This window comes from Nitrospirota bacterium (genome assembly GCA_016212185.1).
Classification (GTDB): domain Bacteria; phylum Nitrospirota; class Thermodesulfovibrionia; order UBA6902; family DSMQ01; genus JACRGX01.
On sequence record JACRGX010000016.1, the window covers coordinates 1 to 3,282 of the forward strand.

At 44.5% G+C, this 3,282-nt stretch carries 4 protein-coding genes; 3 read left to right on the plus strand and 1 reads right to left on the minus strand.

The window, feature by feature from the left end:
* The coding region (locus tag HZA10_01600; protein MBI5194997.1) for a phage terminase large subunit family protein at positions 1-360 on the plus strand (360 nt) is incomplete at its 5' end.
* 8 nt (positions 361-368) lie between these two features.
* Positions 369-578: a helix-turn-helix domain-containing protein gene (locus HZA10_01605; GenBank protein ID MBI5194998.1), complete on the plus strand. Its 210-nt coding sequence runs from the start codon at positions 369-371 to the stop codon at positions 576-578.
* Positions 579-683: 105 nt separating this feature from the next.
* On the opposite strand, the gene HZA10_01610 is transcribed toward HZA10_01605, so the two are convergent.
* A complete protein-coding gene (locus HZA10_01610; GenBank protein MBI5194999.1) occupies positions 684-2,672 on the minus strand; it encodes an AAA family ATPase in 1,989 nt (662 codons plus the stop codon).
* A gap of 399 nt (positions 2,673-3,071) precedes the next feature.
* Here HZA10_01610 and HZA10_01615 point away from each other — a divergent pair.
* On the plus strand, positions 3,072-3,282 hold a 211-nt coding region (locus HZA10_01615), incomplete at its 3' end, for a hypothetical protein (protein MBI5195000.1).

A 3,282-nucleotide genomic window follows, 5' to 3' on the forward strand; every position in this document is an offset into this window, starting at 1 on the left:
GACATCACTGTGCGCGGCAAGACTATAAAGAACGGCCTTCAGCTTTGGCACGTGGATACTGATTATTTCAAGAGTTGGGTGCACGGCCGTCTCAACTGGGACACGACACAGCCCGGGGCGTGGCATTTGCCAGAGGACGCAACCGACGACTACTGCCGCCAGCTCGTGAACGAGTCTGTCATTATATCACCCAACGGCAAGAGGACATGGAAGGAGCACGGCGCGAACCATTACCTCGACTGTGAGATGCTCAACGCCGGAGCCGCCTACATGCTACAGGTCCATAGGCTGAGGCCCAAAGGAACCCCGGAGCAGACAATCTCTGGGCGGAGGGTTATTAGTAAGGGAGTCGAGATTTAAGGAGGTCTATGAAAAATTACACTATTGCCGAAGTGGCTGAGATTTTCAAACGCTCCAAAAAAACCATCTATCGCTGGCGGGAGGAGGGGATATTCCGCGAGGTTATTCAGGTGAAGGACGGGTACCTGATCCCCGAAAAGGAGGTCATGCGGGTAATCGAGGAAAGGACGAAGCGGGTTATAGCTGATGAAACTTCTGATAGAGTTGGCTGTTATTGAGAATTACAAGAACTCATTGGTCTGTGAACAAAACCACTTAATAAAACTACATGTAAAACATAAGACAGTATCTACGAAGCTGGCGATGATATGGCAATGAATTCCCTATACGACCTTTTCTTTTAGGATACGGATACTAAATTTTCTCTCTCTTCCTGATTCAATATCAAGAACCTTAACTTTAGGGTCATTGCCTTCCCGCTCAAGGCCGATTATTTTGCATATACCTATAGGGAACTCGACAAATTTGCCGATAAAGTTTTCAGGAAAACCATTCGTTAAGACCACTTCACTTAAAGGTATTGGACTTTCTGAAATCTCAGAGTGCGTAATCATTTTAGAAATTTGATTAAAGACTTCGTTGGTCTTGTCGCCCTCTGATAACAATATGATTAAAAGGGCCATGGCCCGGCTGATGGCCACATTTATAAGCCTCATCCCATTATCGTCCGACAAGAAATCGCTTGAGCCGCATACTGGGTCAAAAATAATGACATGCCGTTCGCTGCCCTGAACCCTGTGGACGGTTGAAGCAAGGACTCTTGTTACATTATGGTTTCTGAGCATTACACGTATGAGCCTCCTCTGGGCTCGAAAGGGTGTTAATATGGCAATCTTGGAGGGTTCAACACCTTTTCCTATCATCAAAGCGACAGCCTCAACAGCCTTTTTTGCAGAATCGAACCTTATAAAACCACCATACTTTTGAGACCAAGTGCCTTCTGCATCAACTGGTGTTAAGGTGACTGGCTTTATATTAGGTAATGCAGAAATTTGGCGTTCCTTTCGCCAAGCAGGGTCGCTAATTTTATCCATTGCTACAACAAGTTTACGGTTATAGAATACGTTACTCACTATTTTGCATATAGGTACCACCATCCTTGATTGTTCAGTAAGCATGACAGTGTTGTTTAAATCATCCCGCATATACAGGAATATGGATTCACCAAGCCATTTCAGCACATCTGGCTGAGTGGCCTTTACAATAGGCGAGAGCTGTTTTGGATCGCCCGCGAAAATAGCACTCTTACCTAGAGGCGCAATCGCCAAGGCATGAGCTTTGCTCATCTGGCTTGACTCATCAAAAACTATAAGATCAAAAGGATAAAATTCCCTCAGTATGTCCAGTTGAAAAAGCGCCCTTGTGGATGTTAATGCACAAAGGCTGGAGTTTTTTATTACTTCGCGGGCCTTGCGCTTCATCTGTTTCTGAAAAAATTCCTTTTTTTCTTTCCAGGCAGCATATTTTTGTGCGTCCTCTGGGTTTGGTTTCAAGCTCTCATGCTTTATAAGCTCCTCTAAAATCCGTTCATCAGATGCAGGTAAAAGATGATTTCTCCCGGCATAGTACTCAGGCCTGAAATGTGCCCCAATTCTTTTGATTTTGTTTCTAAGGGATAACGCATCGGGAATATGTCTTTGAGCCTTTTCAAGGGCCTTGTCAATAGAGGTCAATGCTTCATCAACGGCCACATTGGTGGTAGAAAGAAGAAGTATTTTGTTATCCGGAAATTTTAAAAGGTATTCAGAAAGAAGGACTCCGAGAGTGGTCGTCTTACCTGTCCCAGGAGGGCCCCAAAGGAATCCGCATGAATAATCCAGAAGCCTAAAGGATCCCCGCTGAGCATCGCGCAGCCATTTTAGTCTGAATGTAAATGCATCTTTAAAGAAGGGAGAAATATTCGATTGGAAAGAATGGCTTAGAAGTAGCTCATATTTTCTACATATTTGATTATACCAATCGAGGTCATTCCAAGCGTTTCTCAGGGACTCAAGAAAGCTGGGAGGGTATATGAATATTTTTTGATTTGTGTCAGGAGGGGTAGTTGATGCGTATCTGAGGATTATCTGCTCTTCTTCGGGAATAACAGCAAGGACATCTGCTATTCCCTTTTCAGGCTCCGGCCACCATGCATCAGCACCTTCCAAGTTTTCATCTAATTGGGAAAAATCTTCTGTTCGCTCTACCGTAAGCCGCCAAAGCCTTTCCTCACGTTGTCGTTTGAAAACCCTTAATTCAATACGTTTTTCCTGAACATATAACTCTCTTCCGATTGCTTTTAAAATCTCATTTCTATCAAGTTCCGCATGCATAATTATTTAAGTTCAGTAGTTCACGGGTGGCTCCACCCACCATTTACTTAGACTCTGGCTTTCTTTCAAGATGGGCGTAGCCCTTCCTACGAAACTTACTTAAACGATATGAATCGTCACCCAACCCAAGGATGGTACCCCTTGGATTCTCTTAAATCGCTAAAAAGTCGCCACTAAACTTTTTTATCATAATATTAGAATTTCACATTCGTATTATCTGAACTCTTAAACCACAAGACATTCGTGGACATCTGCGGACATCCGTGCCTATCATTTATCATAATCTTCAAGTAAAATATATACAATTCTAAGGTCCCCGGCCTCATGAACCGGAGGAGCATCTTTAAAGGCCCGTAACCGTCCGGACGGCGGTTGCGGGCTTTTTCTTTTGGAGCTTGTATGGCGGGGATAACGCTTACAGAAGCCGAAACCCATCTCTCCACATGGCTCACCGCCGATGAGGCTGTTGCCAAGGGGCAGTCCTTTTCAATTAGCGGCAAGACCTATACGCGTGCTGACGCGCAGGTTATACGCGAGAACATAGAATTCTGGGATAGATATGTAAAGCGCCTCTCAAGGGGCGGCATAAAAATCTTCGGAGGCACTCCGA

Coding starts and splice junctions, on each gene's coding strand:
- HZA10_01605 (MBI5194998.1), top strand. CDS start 369: ATGAAAAATTACACTATTGCCGAAGTGGCTGAGATTTTCAAACGCTCC.
- HZA10_01610 (MBI5194999.1), bottom strand. CDS start 2,672: ATGCATGCGGAACTTGATAGAAATGAGATTTTAAAAGCAATCGGAAGA.